This is a genomic window from Pseudorhizobium halotolerans (genome assembly GCF_902153235.2).
GTDB classification, from domain to species: Bacteria; Pseudomonadota; Alphaproteobacteria; order Rhizobiales; family Rhizobiaceae; genus Neorhizobium; species Neorhizobium flavum.
Genome location: NZ_CABFWE030000011.1, coordinates 293,680 through 306,836, shown reverse-complemented (window position 1 = coordinate 306,836; position 13,157 = coordinate 293,680). Strand labels below are relative to the sequence as shown.

At 63.0% G+C, this 13,157-nt stretch carries 10 protein-coding genes; 3 read left to right on the top strand and 7 right to left on the bottom strand.

Annotated features, from left to right (window positions below):
• Window positions 1–26 precede the first annotated feature (26 nt).
• From scpA to FN060_RS16840, 5 genes are all read right to left on the bottom strand, one after another.
• On the bottom strand, window positions 27–2,162 hold the full coding sequence (gene scpA, locus FN060_RS16860) for a methylmalonyl-CoA mutase (RefSeq protein WP_077548434.1): 2,136 nt from the start codon (window positions 2,160–2,162) through the stop codon (window positions 27–29).
• A gap of 639 nt (window positions 2,163–2,801) precedes the next feature.
• Entirely contained in the window at window positions 2,802–4,808 is a 2,007-nt protein-coding gene (locus FN060_RS16855) for an acetyl-CoA carboxylase biotin carboxylase subunit (protein ID WP_183949765.1), read from the bottom strand.
• A 2-nt stretch (window positions 4,809–4,810) separates the two neighbouring features.
• Window positions 4,811–5,188 carry a ferritin-like domain-containing protein gene (locus FN060_RS16850; RefSeq protein ID WP_142589091.1) on the bottom strand — a complete coding sequence of 126 codons (378 nt, stop codon included), beginning with the start codon at window positions 5,186–5,188 and terminating at the stop codon, window positions 4,811–4,813.
• 11 nt (window positions 5,189–5,199) lie between these two features.
• Window positions 5,200–6,129 (bottom strand): glutathione-dependent disulfide-bond oxidoreductase, encoded by a 930-nt coding sequence (yghU, locus tag FN060_RS16845; protein ID WP_142589090.1) that lies wholly within the window; start codon window positions 6,127–6,129, stop codon window positions 5,200–5,202.
• Window positions 6,130–6,268: 139 nt separating this feature from the next.
• Window positions 6,269–7,801 (bottom strand): acyl-CoA carboxylase subunit beta, encoded by a 1,533-nt coding sequence (locus FN060_RS16840; protein WP_142589089.1) that lies wholly within the window; start codon window positions 7,799–7,801, stop codon window positions 6,269–6,271.
• Window positions 7,802–7,919: 118 nt separating this feature from the next.
• On the opposite strand from FN060_RS16840, the gene FN060_RS16835 reads away from it, so the two are divergent.
• The 3 genes from FN060_RS16835 to FN060_RS16825 all read left to right on the top strand — a co-directional run bounded on the left by FN060_RS16835 (window position 7,920) and on the right by FN060_RS16825 (window position 11,159).
• Window positions 7,920–9,329 carry a helix-turn-helix domain-containing protein gene (locus FN060_RS16835; RefSeq protein WP_142589088.1) on the top strand — a complete coding sequence of 470 codons (1,410 nt, stop codon included), beginning with the start codon at window positions 7,920–7,922 and terminating at the stop codon, window positions 9,327–9,329.
• A gap of 31 nt (window positions 9,330–9,360) precedes the next feature.
• Window positions 9,361–10,404, top strand: coding sequence for an NAD(P)-dependent alcohol dehydrogenase (locus FN060_RS16830; protein ID WP_142589087.1), 1,044 nt, complete (start codon window positions 9,361–9,363; stop codon window positions 10,402–10,404).
• Between the two features lie 188 nt (window positions 10,405–10,592).
• Window positions 10,593–11,159, top strand: coding sequence for a transglutaminase-like cysteine peptidase (locus tag FN060_RS16825; RefSeq protein ID WP_183949763.1), 567 nt, complete (start codon window positions 10,593–10,595; stop codon window positions 11,157–11,159).
• A 44-nt stretch (window positions 11,160–11,203) separates the two neighbouring features.
• Here the strand turns inward: FN060_RS16825 and FN060_RS16820 are convergent, their stop codons facing one another.
• Both FN060_RS16820 and FN060_RS16815 read right to left on the bottom strand, forming a co-directional pair.
• Entirely contained in the window at window positions 11,204–11,605 is a 402-nt protein-coding gene (locus tag FN060_RS16820) for a hypothetical protein (RefSeq protein ID WP_142589085.1), read from the bottom strand.
• A 263-nt stretch (window positions 11,606–11,868) separates the two neighbouring features.
• Entirely contained in the window at window positions 11,869–13,152 is a 1,284-nt protein-coding gene (locus FN060_RS16815; RefSeq protein ID WP_142589084.1) for a TRAP transporter large permease, read from the bottom strand.
• Between the last annotated feature and the right edge of the window lie 5 nt (window positions 13,153–13,157).

Sequence of the window (13,157 nt, the reverse complement as noted above, 5' to 3'; positions counted from 1 at the left end):
GAACTCGTGAGAACACTTTGACGGCATCAGATATTGCGGCGCTTGCCCTCCAGGAGGTCGAGCACCTTGTTCGCTGCATCCAGCACGTTCGTTCCGGGGCCGAAGACGGCGGCGACGCCATGCTGCAGCAGGTAGTCATAGTCCTGCCGCGGCACCACGCCGCCGACCACGACGATGATGTCGGCGGCACCCCGCGCCTTCAGCGCCTCCACAAGTTGCGGCGCAAGTGTCTTGTGACCTGCCGCGAGTGACGACATGCCGACCACCTGGACATTCTCCTTGACGGCGAGGTCCGCTGCTTCATCGGGCGTCTGGAAGAGCGGGCCTGCGAGCACGTCGAAGCCGATATCGCCGAAGGCCGAGGCGATCACCTTGGCGCCGCGATCGTGGCCGTCCTGGCCGAGCTTGGCGACCATGACCCGCGGCTTGCCGGAGGATTGGGCATAGCCGGAGAGGCGCGAGACAAGCGTCCTGTACTCCGGATCGTCCTCGTAAGCCGCGCCGTAGATGTCGCCGACCACTTCCGGCACGGCCGCATGGTCGCCGAAGGCCTGTCGCATGGCGTCGGATATCTCGCCTACCGTGGCCCTCGCGCGCGCCGCTTCGACGGCGGCGGAAAGCAGGTTGCCCTGGCCCGAACGAGCGACTTCAGAAAGCGTCCCGAGCGTCTCCTCCAAGCGCTTCGGATCGCGCTGCCGCCGTACCTGCTCCAGCCGCTTGATCTGGGCGGCGCGTACGGCGGTGTTGTCGATCGCCAGGATGTCGAGATCGTCCTCGTTCTCCAGCCGGTACTTGTTGACGCCGACGATGATCTCCTCGCCGCGGTCGACTCTGGCCTGCCGCTTCGTGGCCGCTTCCTCGATCAGCCGCTTCGGCAATCCATCGGCCACGGCCTTGGTCATGCCGCCGAGCTTCTCGACCTCCTCGATCAGCGCCCAAGCCTTCTCCGCCAGTTCGTTGGTGAGGCTCTCGATGTAGTAGGAGCCGGCGAGGGGATCGACGACCTTGGTGATGCCCGTCTCGTGCTGCAGGATGAGCTGCGTGTTGCGGGCAATGCGGGCGGAGAAATCCGTCGGCAGCGCCATGGCCTCGTCGAGCGCGTTGGTGTGTAGCGACTGTGTGCCGCCGAGCGCGGCCGACAGCGCTTCGTAGGCGGTGCGGATGACGTTGTTATACGGATCCTGCTCCTGCAGCGAGACGCCGGATGTCTGGCAGTGGGTGCGCAGCATCAGCGAGGATGCCTTCTGCGGCTTGAACTCCTCCATGATCGACGACCAGAGGAGGCGCGCGGCGCGCAGCTTGGCGATCTCCATGAAGAAGTTCATGCCGATCGCGAAGAAGAAGGAGAGGCGGCCGGCGAAATCATCGACGTTCAGGCCCTTGGCGAGTGCGGCCCGAACATATTCGCGGCCGTCAGCAAGCGTGAAGGCGAGCTCCTGCACCAGCGTCGCGCCGGCCTCCTGCATGTGGTAGCCGGAGATCGAGATCGAGTTGAAGCGCGGCATCTCCTTCGCGGTGTACTCGATGATGTCCGCGACGATCCGCATGGAAGGCTCCGGCGGATAGATATAGGTGTTGCGGACCATGAACTCCTTGAGGATGTCGTTCTGGATCGTGCCGGACAGCTCGGCCCGCGAACAGCCCTGCTCCTCCCCGGCGACGATGAAGGAGGCGAGGATCGGGATCACCGCGCCGTTCATGGTCATTGAGACCGACATCTCCTTCAGCGGGATGCCGTCGAACAGGATCTTCATGTCCTCGACGGAGTCGATCGCGACACCTGCCTTGCCTACGTCGCCCTCCACCCGAGGATGGTCTGAATCGTAGCCGCGATGGGTGGCGAGGTCGAAGGCGACGGAGAGGCCCTTTTGACCGGCCGCGAGGTTGCGGCGGTAGAAGGCGTTCGACGCTTCCGCGGTCGAGAAACCGGCATACTGGCGAATGGTCCAGGGGCGGCCGGCATACATGGTGGCCCGCGGGCCACGGACGAAGGGCTTGAAACCCGGCAGGCTGTCGAGGTGGTTCACCCCTTCGAGATCCTGCGCCGTGTAGAGCGGCTTGACGTCGATTCCCTCGGGCGTTTCCCAGACCAGCGTCTTCGGCGAGGCCTTCAGCTCCTTCTCGGCAAGCTGCTCCCAATCCTTCAGGGTCTTCTCCGACATTGGTCGCTCCTCGATACGCCTTTGTTCACGCGCGGAAGGCTCCGCCGTGGCTTGTTGTTCAGTTCGGTCGGGGCGCTGAAAGCTGCCTCGTAAAGTTAGTTTATGTGGCACCTCTCAGCGCCCCGTTCGGCGGTTGTTATCCGCGACTCCGGTCTCTCTGCGATGGCGGGGATTGTGGGAACAGTAGCGCCGCCTTCCGGGGAAGGGTCATGGACGCCCTCAGCTTACGAGGTCCGGGCCATGACTACCCTTGAACCTCGTCATCCACCTGCGCCGCGCGACCATCAAAGTGTTTCCACTTCTCGGACGCCGCGTGGCGCGGCCCCGTCACCCTTTGTGCCTCACAGGCACACCCGGCGCGCAATAACGGGAAATCGAAAGAAACGTCGGTCCGACTGCATTTCTTCCGCCCCGGTCGCCGGAGGGAGACCATTTTCCGCGGACCCCGATGATGAAGGTTCACGTCGTCCCTCCACCACCAGCGCCGGCCCCGCCTCGCCAGGACGCCTCCTGGTGTATCCGCGGCGGGACGGGCTTAGTCTGCATCACCTTCACGCGACGGGGACGATCTACGCCTTGATTTTTCTCAAGCTGCTGATTTTCTTCGACCCGCTACGGGAAGTCTTCCCCTTATCTATTCTATTCGAACTCCATGATCAGCTCGTCCACCGCGAGACTCTGCCCGGCGCTGGCGGCGATGTGCTTGACGACGCCCCGGCGCTCGGCCTTCAGGACGTTTTCCATCTTCATGGCCTCCACGCTGGCAAGCGTTTGGCCGGCCTCGACGGTATCGCCCTGCTTCACCACGATCGAGGTGATGACGCCCGGCATGGGGCAGAGCAACATCTTCGACGTATCCGGCGGCAGCTTGACCGGCATGAGGCGGGCGAGTTCGGCGACGCGCGGGCTGCGGACGCGGGCGGTGACGTCAATGCCGCGCCAGCGGAGGCGGATCGCCGTGCCGACAAGATCGACCTTGACGCCAAGCGTTACGCCATCGACGTGGAAGCGGGCATGGGACTGGCCGGGAACCCAGCCGCCGGTGATGGAGGCGGTCGCACCGTCGGCGAAGCGCGCGATGGTGCCATCTGCCGACATATCTACCGTCAACGGATAGTCGCGCTGTGCCAGGGTCACAACCCAGTCCCGCTCGACGACACGACGGTGATTGCCGATCGTGCCCGTTATCTGCACCGCCCGTTCCTGCAGCATCTGATTGAGGTAGGCAGCGATCGTGGCAAGCTTGCGCGCCGAATCCGCGTCAGGCGTGACGCCCGAGAAACCTTCCGGAAATTCCTCGGCGATGAAGGCTGTGGTGAGCCGGCCCTCGCGAAAGCGCGGATGTTCCATCACGGCAGACAGGAAGGGCAGGTTGTGGCCGATGCCTTCAACCTCGAAATCGTCCAGTGCATCGCTCATGGCGCCCACCGCCTCGAGCCGGCTGGGCGCCCAGGTGCAGAGCTTGGCGATCATCGGGTCGTAGTACATGGAGATTTCGCCGCCCTCGAAGACGCCGGTATCGTTACGCACCACCGTTCCGTCCGCTTGGCTGCCTTCGGCCGGCGGGCGGTAGCGGGTGAGCCGGCCGATCGAGGGCAGGAAGTTCCGATAGGGATCTTCTGCATAGAGCCGGCTTTCGACCGCCCAGCCGTTGAGCTTCACGTCCTCCTGCGCGAAGGAGAGCTTCTCGCCGGCCGCGACGCGGATCATCTGCTCCACCAGGTCGATGCCGGTGACGAGCTCGGTGACCGGGTGCTCCACCTGCAGACGGGTGTTCATTTCGAGGAAGTAGAAGTTGCGGCTGCCGTCGACGATGAACTCTACCGTTCCGGCGGAATGGTAACCCACGGCTTTCGCAAGCGCGACGGCCTGTTCGCCCATGGCGCGGCGGGTCGCTTCGTCGAGGAAGGGCGAGGGTGCCTCCTCGATGACCTTCTGGTTGCGGCGCTGGATGGAGCATTCGCGCTCGCCGAGATAGAGGACGTTGCCATGCTTGTCGCCGAGCACCTGGATCTCGATGTGGCGCGGCTCGGTGACGAACTTCTCGATAAAGATGCGGTCGTCGCCGAAGGAACTCTTCGCCTCGTTCTTCGACGATTGGAAGCCCTCACGTGCCTCCGCATCGTCCCAGGCGATCCGCATGCCCTTGCCGCCGCCGCCGGCCGAAGCCTTGATCATCACCGGATAGCCGATAGATGCGGAGATCCGCACCGCCTCATCGCCATCCTCGATCAGGCCCATGTGGCCGGGAACGGTGGAGACGCCGGCTTCCGCCGCGAGCTTCTTCGACGTGATCTTGTCGCCCATGGCCTGGATCGCGTTCACCGGCGGCCCGACGAAGGTCACGCCTTCCTTCTCCAGCGCCTCGGCGAAGGCCGGGTTTTCCGACAGGAAGCCGTAGCCCGGATGGACCGCATCGGCGCCCGTCTGGCGGATTGCGTCGAGGATCTTGTCGATGACGATATAGGACTGGGACGAGGGCGCGGGGCCGATATGCACCGCCTCGTCCGCCTGGCGCACATGCAGCGCGTCGCGGTCGGCATCGGAATAGACCGCGACGGTGGCGATCCCCATCTTCTTCGCGGTCCGGATGACGCGGCAGGCGATCTCGCCGCGGTTCGCAATGAGGATCTTCTTGATTGTCACCGTCACACCTCGAATACGTCTTCAAAGGACTCCGGGAAACTCTGCCGCGCGACCTTTTCGTTGATCATCAGCAGGGCCTCGTAGGAAGTAGGGTCGAAATCCTTTTCGGCGGGAACGATCTCGCGTCCGAACAGGAGATTGATGCGGGCGGCGTCGAGATTTCCGCGTTCGAAGGGTTCGTCGCCGAAATGATGCCAAAGGGCATGCAGGAAGGCCGCGTCGATGCGGTGCTCCTTGGTGCCGGGCCTGCGGTGGCGGGGCAGCGCCTTGATCGGCGTCACGCCCTTCGGATTGGCCCGGCGGATGGTGAACTGGACGCCGGTTCCCGGCATGCCAGAGGGAAAACCTCGGTGCTTGGTCATGTCGGGCAGGTTTGCCATCCTCGTCTCCTTCAGACCTTGGCTGCGGGGTCGCCGCCGAACTTGTCCTGGGTCTTCGTCTCGAAGTCCGAGGCGTCGTGGCGCTCGAGCAGCTGGCTTGATGGGTCACCGGAGGTGCGGTTGACCATGAAGCCGCGTTTTACGCCAGTGCGCTCGCCGACCTGCTTCGTCCAGCGCTGCACGTGCTCATACTCGTCGACGGAGAGGAAATCGCCGGCGTCGTCATAGGCATCCTTCAGTGCCAGCCGCCCGTACCACGGCCAGATCGCCATGTCGGCAATCGTATAGGTGCTGCCGGCCATGTACTCGTTCTCCGCCAGGTGGCGGTTGAGAACGTCCATCTGCCGCTTCACCTCCATGGCGTAGCGGTTGATGGCGTATTCGATCTTCATCGGCGCATAGGCGTAAAAATGCCCGAAGCCGCCGCCGAGGAAGGGGGCCGAGCCCATTTGCCAGAACAGCCAGTTCAGCGTTTCGGTGCGTACCCGCGTTTCCGTCGGCAGGAACGCGCCGAATTTCTCCGCCAGGTAAACCAGGATCGAGCCGGATTCGAAGACCCGCAGAGGCTTGCCGCCGTCCTTCGGCCGGTGGTCCATCAGCGCCGGGATCTTCGAGTTCGGATTGACCTCGACGAAGCCCGAACCGAACTGGTTGCCGTCACCGATCCGGATCAGCCAGGCATCGTATTCGGCATCCGAATGGCCGGCGGCGAGCAGTTCCTCCAGCATGATGGTAACCTTGACCCCGTTCGGCGTGCCCTGGGAATAGAGCTGCAGCGGATGCTTGCCGACCGGCAGATCCTTGACATGCGTCGCACCCGCGACCGGCCGGTTGATGCTGGCAAACGCGCCGCCGTTCCCGGGCTCCCAGGTCCAGACCTTCGGCGGGACATAGCCGGCAGGGAGGTTCTTCTCGGGCGGAAACTTCTCGGTGTCGGTCATGGGATCGATCCTTTTCTTAAGGGAGCGTCAGTGGGTGACACCGGGGATATAGGAAGGTCCGCTGCAATTAGCCGCGGGCTGTAATGCTTTTGATGCTCTCTTCAAGATTATTCAGCCATTCCGTCGTCGCGTCTGCCCTCTAAAGCGGGATCGTGTCGTGCTTCTTCCAGTGCGTCGTCACCTGCTTGTTCCGGAGTGACGCGAAGGCGCGGGCGATGCGGCGGCGGGAGGAGTGCGGCATGATCACCTCGTCGATGAAGCCACGCTCGGCGGCGACGAAGGGGTTGGCGAAGCGCTCCTCGTATTCGGCCGTGCGGGCAGCGATTTTCTCCGCGTCGGAAAGCTCGGAGCGGTAGAGGATTTCGGTCGCGCCCTTGGCGCCCATCACCGCGATCTCGGCGGTTGGCCAGGCATAGTTGATGTCCGCGCCGATGTGCTTGGACGCCATGACGTCATAGGCGCCGCCATAGGCCTTGCGGGTGATGAGGGTCACCATCGGCACCGTCGCTTCCGAATAGGCGAACAGCAGCTTGGCACCATGCTTGATGACGCCGCCATATTCCTGCGCGGTGCCCGGCAGGAAGCCCGGCACATCGACCAGCGTCAGGATCGGGATCGAGAAAGCATCGCAGAAGCGCACGAAACGGGCGCCCTTGCGGGAGGAATCGATGTCGAGGCAGCCGGCAAGCACCATGGGCTGGTTGGCGACGACACCGACCGTCTGGCCCTCCAGCCGAATGAAGCCGGTGACGATGTTCTTGGCGAAGGCCTCCTGGATCTCGAAGAAGTCGCCCTCGTCGGCGATCGCCGCGATCAGTTCCTTCATGTCATAGGGTTTTGCCGCGCTATCGGGGATCAGGCTGTCGAGCCGCATCTCGAGCCGCGACGGATCGTCATGGAAGGGCCGCACCGGCGGCTTCTCGCGGTTGTTGAGCGGCAGGAAGTCGAAGAGCCGCCGCGTCGCCTCCAGCGCCTCGATGTCATTCTCGTAGGCGGCATCGGCGACGGAGGATTTCTTTGTATGCGTGCCGGCGCCGCCGAGCTCTTCCGCGGTGACGATCTCGTTCGTGACGGTCTTCACCACGTCCGGACCGGTGACGAACATGTAGGATGAATCGCGCACCATGAAGATGAAGTCGGTCATCGCCGGCGAATAGACGGCACCGCCGGCGCACGGTCCCATGATGACGGAAATCTGCGGGATGACGCCGGAGGCCTCGGCATTGCGGCGGAAGACTTCCGCATAGCCGGCGAGCGAGGCGACGCCTTCCTGGATACGCGCACCGCCGGAATCGTTGAGGCCGATGACGGGCGCGCCGACGCGCACCGCCATGTCCATGATCTTGCAGATCTTCTGGGCATGGGTCTCGGAAAGGGAGCCGCCGAGGACGGTGAAATCCTGCGAGAAGACATAGACCTGCCGGCCGTTGATCGTGCCCCAGCCGGTCACGACGCCATCGCCGGCGATCTTCTGCTCGGCCATGCCGAAGTCGACCGCCCGGTGGGTGACATACATGTCGAACTCCTCGAAGGAGCCCTCGTCAAGCAGGACCTCGATCCGTTCCCGCGCCGTCAGCTTGCCCTTGCCGTGCTGTGCCTCGATGCGTCTTTCGCCACCGCCAAGCCTGGCTTCCGACCGGCGCTTCTCCAACTCATGCAGCACTGCACGCATTCGCAACTCCCCAGGTTATACGCTCTTCCTTATTTGCTATGCCCGCAGCGGAAAAGCATTGAACGCGTGCAATTGCCAAATTATAAAATCGCAAAGTCGAAACTGCGAAATTGCGAACATGGCGATCGGCAAGCTTTTCATCGGGCGGAAGGTACGGGAACTGCGGGCGGCGAGCAATGCGACGCAGAGCCAGTTCGCCGAACGGATCGGTATCTCGACCAGTTATCTGAACCAGATCGAGAACAACCAGCGTCCGGTTTCCGCCGCCGTGCTTCTGGCGCTTGCCGACAAGTTCCAGCTCGACCTTGCGGAATTATCGACCGGTGAATCCGACCGGCTGCTCTCGGCACTGGCGGAGGCGCTGTCGGATCCGCTCTTCGACAATTATGCGCCCAGCCTGCAGGAACTGAAGCTGGTGACGCAGAACGCGCCCGGGCTTGCCCACGCACTGATCACCGTTCACCAGGCTTATCGGCGCAACAGCGAACAACTTGCCAGCATGGACGACCGCCTGGGGCGGGCCGCAGCCGTGGAGACCACCCCCTATGACGAGGTGCGCGACTTCTTCCACTTTGTCGACAACTACCTGCACGACCTCGACACGGAGGCGGAACGGCTGGCAGGCGAGCTTGGGCTGAGGGACAACAGCAGGCATGCGGTGCTGGCAGACCACCTCGAGCGGGCCTATGGCATCCGGGTCGTTTATCAGCCGATGGCGGAAAATGCGCTGCGCCGTTTCGATGGCGAAAGCCGCATACTGACCATCAACCCCTATGCACCGGCCGAAACGCGTGACTTCCAGGCTGCGGTCCAGATCGCCCAGATGCATGCGGCCGAGAGGATCGACGCCATCGCACGGGGCGCCGGGTTTCGGACGGATGAGGCGGTGGATGTCTGCCGCATCGGCCTGCACAACTATTTCGCAGGCGCCTTGATCATGCCCTACCAGTCCTTCCTGCGGGCTGCACGCGAGCTGCGACATGATATCGAACTGCTTGCGGCGCGTTTCGGGGCGTCGCTGGAGCAGGTCTGTCACCGTCTGTCGACCCTGCAGCGGCCGGGTCTCAAGGGCGTGCCGATCTTCTTCGCCCGCATCGACCGGGCGGGTAACATCACCAAGCGCCACAGCGCGACCAAGCTGCAGTTCGCCCGCTTCGGAGCGGCCTGCCCGCTCTGGAATGCACACCAGGCCTTCGAGGCACCCGGGCGGATCATTCGCCAACTGGCGGAGACGCCGGATGGGGTGCGCTACCTCTGTCTCGCCATCCAGGTGAACAAGGGGCTCGGAGGCTTCCGCTCCCAGCAACCGAGCTACGCCCTGGCGCTCGGTTGCGAAGTCTCCTACGCGGAGGCTTTCGTCTATGCGGACGATCTGAACCTCACCGAGCGGTCGAGCTTCGAGCCAATCGGTATTTCCTGTCGCATCTGCGAACGCGTCAACTGCGCGAGCAGGGCTGTGCCGCCCTTCCGCCGCAGGATTTTCGTCGATCCCGATCGACGCGAGACGACGCCCTATCGGATCGGCTAGAATCTGCAGGGAAACAAAGAGGATCGTAACCATGCAGGCACTGGTACTGGAGGAAAAAGGCGTTCTGTCATTGCGGGACATCGACCTTCCGCTGACGGTCGGGCCAGACGACGTGAAGATCGCCATCCATACCGTCGGCATCTGCGGCAGCGACGTCCACTACTACACGCACGGAAGGATTGGTCCGTTCGTGTTGCGCGAACCGATGGTACTGGGTCACGAGGCTGCCGGAACGGTGGTGGAGGTGGGGAGCGCGGTGAAGCATCTGAACGTCGGGGACCGGGTTTGCATGGAGCCTGGCGTTCCAAACCTCTCCTCACGTGCGTCGAAGCTCGGTCTCTACAATGTGGATCCGGACGTGCATTTCTGGGCAACGCCGCCGGTACATGGCGTGCTCGCCCCTTTTACCGTCCATCCGGCTGCCTTCACCTACAAGCTCCCGGACAATGTCTCCTTTGCGGAAGGCGCCATGGTCGAGCCATTTGCGATCGGCATGCAGGCAGCGACGCGGGCGAGACTTCAGCCGGGAGACGTGGCGGCGGTGATCGGCTGCGGGCCGATCGGCATCATGGTGGCGCTGGCGGCACTCGCGGCCGGCTGCAGCCGCGTGTTCATCTCCGACCTCAGCAGCGAAAAGCTGGCGGTCGCAGAACAGTATCCGGGGATCTTGCCGGTGAACATCACGGAACGCCCGTTTGCCGGGGTCATCGCGGAAGCGACGGGTGGCTGGGGTGCCGACGTGGTGTTCGAAGCGAGCGGCAGTCCGCGGGCCTTCGATGGCCTTTTCGATCTTGTCCGCCCCGGCGGCGCAGTGGTGCTGGTCGGGCTGCCGGTAGAGAAAGTCTCCTTCGATGTGGCCGGGGCGATCTCGAAGGAAGTACGGATCGAGACAGTCTTCCGCTATGCCAACATCTTCGACCGTGCTCTGGAACTGATTGCGTCCGGCAAGGTCGACCTGAAGCCGCTCATCACGGCAACCTTCAACTTTTCCCAATCCATCGCGGCCTTCGAACGCGCGGCGGCAGGCAAGGCTTCGGACGTCAAGCTGCAGATCCGGCTGGCGGACGGGACGTGATTTTCGTCGCGACCGGGTCAAAAAGAGCCATTTCGAAACAAGTTTAGCAATCGGCTTAAGCGGATGCAGATGAGCATCGGCTAATAGTATCGGCATGGATGAGGCGCGACCTCATGGCATTATGCCCTTGCCGCCGGATGAGCCGGCAGAAGAAAGACAAGACCGGCTCAGACAGGCAAGGAAGCATCATGTTCAGGAAGTTCGCAATCGCAGTTGCGGCGCTCGCCGCCATGGCAACCTCTGCAGAAGCAATCAGTCTCGGCGCCGCGCGCACCGCCAAGCCGCAAACTTCGCGGACCGTTGCTGCGCCCATCGGATACCAGATCTTCTGCATCAAGAACCAATCGGAGTGCAGAGGCGGTGGAGCGTCCAAGGTCGCTTATACCTCTGGCACGGCGGCGCTGCTGCGCCGGGTGAACGACACCGTAAACGACTCTATCCGCTATCGGTCGGAGAAAGCGGAGAGATGGAACGTGGGCGGAAACGCGGGCGACTGTGAGGACTTTGCACTGACGAAACGGAGCCGCCTCATTCGTGCCGGCATTCCGGCAGGAGCGCTTCGCCTAGCGACGGCACGCACCAGCCGCGGAGAGCTCCACGCCGTGCTGATCGTCAAGACCGACAAGGGCGACTACGTGCTGGACAACATTCGCAAGTCGATCGTGCTGAGGGGGCAATCGGGATACCGCTACCTCAAGGTCGCAACCAGCAACCCCAAGGTATGGCAGCCGGCAAGGGCCGGCCGCGAAATTTAGCGGACGGCCCTTGCCAAATAGGTACGGAATGTCTTCCCGGCCGATCAGGTCGGGGAGGCTGGATTGGGAGCGATGCCGTCCTCGCCAGGATCGCTTCCGTCGCCACCGCCTGCTCCGCCACCGCCTGCTCCGCCACCACCAGCACCCGTTCCCTCACTGCCTGCCGCTTCGGCTGCCGCGGCGATCTCGTCGGCCGCGGTGTCGGGTGCCGCAGCGAGGGCGGCTTCGAGGATATCGTCCTCTGCTGCCGGATTGGCGAGGATCGCCACACGAACGATCTCGGCGATTTCGTCATCGGAAGCATTGCGGGCGACAGCGGCCTCGATTGCGGCCGTTACTTCTGCAGGCGTCGAAGGTACCTGCGCAATTGCCGGAGCGGAGAGGCTCATGGACAGAGCAAGCACCGCCGCCGACAATGAAAGCGTGGATTTCGAGAAGGCGCTCATTGTTACATCCTTAACTGGCTTCCGAAGGGAGCCTAAAAAACTTCAACGCCGTTGAGAACGGTCGCGGACCATGGAAGGTTCCAGGCGATGTTCGTCAACTTGACGTAATTAATGGCACACGCGGTAGTAAAACTCAATACTATAGGTCCACTAACTTTACATAGTATTAACCCGGCCCTGCTCAGATTCTGCAAGTGAATACCTAAATGATCAGGCTAATCAGCACGCGTTGACGGAGCATAGCCGGCAGTGGATTGGCATGATCAGCGTTCGAAGAGCATATTAGGCAGGAAGAGGACTACGCCCGGAACGAAAACCAGAAGCAGGGCGACAAGGGCGATGGCGATCATAAGCGGCACGGATTCCCGCGTGTAGTCGCCGATCCGGACCCTGAGGATCGAGCAGACGGCATACATGGCCGCACCAACCGGGGGTGTGAAGTTGCCAATGGTCGCCGCGACGACAAAGACGACGCCGAAATGGACCGGGTCACCGCCGAGGCTGCGCACGAGCGGCAGGAAGATCGGCGTCAGCATGATGATGAGCACGGTTGCATCGATGAAGAAGCCGCAGGCAATGATGAACAGCACGATCAGCGCCAGCACGCCGTAGAAGCTGTCGGTGACCGACAGAATTGCGCCGGATATCAGTTCCGGAACGCGCTCTAGCACGATCCCGTAGCTGAAGATCGCCGAGAGTGCGATCAGGAACATAACTGCGCCGACATCGGCGAGGCTCCCCTCAAGGGCCTGGCGGAAGGACGCGACCTTGAGCTTGCGGTAGGCGAGCACGCCGATCAGGACGGCGTAGATGACGGCGAAGGCCCCGATCTCGGACGGCGTGAAGATTCCGAAACGCAGCCCTGCGAGCAGGATGACCGGGAAGAGGATCGCCCATATGCCACCGCGAAGCGCGCCGCCAATCTCGGGAAGCGTTGCGCGCGTGGTGCGGGCTGGAGGATAGCCCCGCCGGTTGGCGACGATCGAGACCGTTATCGCAAGCGCTGCCCAGAGCAGAAAGGCCGGGACGATGCCAGCCGCGAACAGACGGCCGATCGAGACCTGCCCGATCGTGCCATAGATGATGAAACCGAGGCCTGGGGGTATGATCGGCGTCAGGATGGCTCCGAAGGACAGGACGCCGGCGGTGAAGCCTTTCGACATCCCGCGGTTGATCATCTCGTTGCCGAGCATCCGGCTCTGCATGGCGGCATCGGCGATGGCCGAGCCGGAGACGCCACCCATGAGCGCGGAGAGCGCCAGCGACATCTGCGCCAAGCCGCCCTTCATTCGCCCGGCAATGACGGACGAGAGATCGAGCAGCTTTTCGGTAATACCCGAGGCGTTCATCAGGTTGCCCGCCATGATGAACAGCGGAATGGCCAGGAGCGCGAAGTTCTGGGTGGTGGAGATCGTCTGCTGCAGCGGGATGGTGATTGGCAATTCCGGGTGCTGCAGGAAGAAGACGACGCCGGAAATGCCGATGGCAAAGGCCACCGGCATGCCGATAAGCATCAGAACGACGAAGGCGATGGTGACGAGAAGCATCCGAT

Excerpts from the sequence above, each read along its gene's own strand:
- scpA (WP_077548434.1), bottom strand. The coding sequence starts at position 2,162 with ATGTCGGAGAAGACCCTGAAGGATTGGGAGCAGCTTGCCGAGAAGGAG.
- FN060_RS16850 (WP_142589091.1), bottom strand. The coding sequence starts at position 5,188 with ATGGCAAACCTGCCCGACATGACCAAGCACCGAGGTTTTCCCTCTGGC.
- yghU (WP_142589090.1), bottom strand. The coding sequence starts at position 6,129 with ATGACCGACACCGAGAAGTTTCCGCCCGAGAAGAACCTCCCTGCCGGC.
- FN060_RS16840 (WP_142589089.1), bottom strand. The coding sequence starts at position 7,801 with ATGCGTGCAGTGCTGCATGAGTTGGAGAAGCGCCGGTCGGAAGCCAGG.
- FN060_RS16835 (WP_142589088.1), top strand. The coding sequence starts at position 7,920 with ATGGCGATCGGCAAGCTTTTCATCGGGCGGAAGGTACGGGAACTGCGG.
- FN060_RS16830 (WP_142589087.1), top strand. The coding sequence starts at position 9,361 with ATGCAGGCACTGGTACTGGAGGAAAAAGGCGTTCTGTCATTGCGGGAC.
- FN060_RS16825 (WP_183949763.1), top strand. The coding sequence starts at position 10,593 with ATGTTCAGGAAGTTCGCAATCGCAGTTGCGGCGCTCGCCGCCATGGCA.
- FN060_RS16820 (WP_142589085.1), bottom strand. The coding sequence starts at position 11,605 with ATGAGCGCCTTCTCGAAATCCACGCTTTCATTGTCGGCGGCGGTGCTT.
- FN060_RS16815 (WP_142589084.1), bottom strand. The coding sequence starts at position 13,152 with ATGCTTCTCGTCACCATCGCCTTCGTCGTTCTGATGCTTATCGGCATG.